We start from the raw sequence: 1,107 nt of genomic DNA on the forward strand, positions 1-1,107 counted from the left end.
TCCCCTGTTTGTGCCAACCGGATTAAAGTTGCACCGCTATCTTGAGCAATCGCCAATTGCGAGAAACTCAACCCGTTACCCAATACTAACAAGTCCTTACCGACTTCAAAATCAGTAATCGTATCAGTACCGGAATTCGTAGAGAGTAGGAATTTATCTACTCCCATTCCTCCTACCAAAGTATCGATTCCCAAACCGCCATTCAGCAAATCATCGCCCTTACCTCCGTAAAGAATATCATTACCATCATCGCCATTCAAAATGTCAGCACCACGGTTGCCAAATAAGACATCATCACCGCTACTTCCCAGGATTGTATCGCTACCTTTGCCACCGAAAATAGTGTCATTCCCCAGAACTCCATCGAGGGAATCATTGCCCCTCATGCCCATCAACACATTATTCCCGCTGTCGCCAGTCAGGATATCGTCGCCATTGGTACCGAGAATTGCATCCGGGGAATTGCTGCCCAAATCAGCATCGCCGCTGACAACAGGAGTTGCAATCCCAGTCGGCAATATTACAGCTTCAATTCTGCTATCTAAAACAGTACCAGTATTGTCAGCAACTACCTGGGAAATAGGTTTATTTCCTGTACCAACTTCTTTGAAGTCTTGAGTGGTTGGGCCCAAGGCTACTTGTTGGAGGCGGGCAAGTGATTCAGGAATTGATGTTGCTGTTGGGTTGGAGACAGCCGCATCAATGCGTTGATTGGCTGTTGCCATTACTGTCGCGGATTGCGATGTAATAGGGCTGAGTTGTTGACTGTTGAAACTGGGGTCTATTTGCTGGATTTTCGCGGCTGCTTGCTGAATGATTGGTTCTAAGGCTGCTGGATTGCTGAGGTTTAAGACTGTACCGGATTGAATTTGAGCCGTAATTGAACTGACAACAGCTTTGACAATATCGGTATTGACTGCACTGGATGCACCGTCAATCAAAGCGGCAGTTTGGGTGATGAAGTTTTGGACTTTCACCATTGCGGCTAAGACTTCGACTCCACCGGGTTGGTTGTTGTTGGTGGCTAAGATAGGGTCTAAGCTAGTCAGGTCAACATCAGCGGGGAGAGAAAGGGCGGCTTTAACTAAAGATTGGGCTGATTCTGGT

General features: G+C 47.1%; 1 protein-coding gene. It reads right to left on the bottom strand.

Annotation, left to right across the window (positions count from 1 at the left end; genetic code table 11):
* Positions 1-1,107: calcium-binding protein (locus QUA53_RS29050; RefSeq protein ID WP_445305004.1), on the bottom strand; the 1,107-nt coding region annotated here is incomplete at both ends.

The sequence above is a fragment of the Microcoleus sp. Pol12B3 genome, from assembly GCF_036701355.1.
Classification (GTDB): domain Bacteria; phylum Cyanobacteriota; class Cyanobacteriia; order Cyanobacteriales; family Microcoleaceae; genus Microcoleus.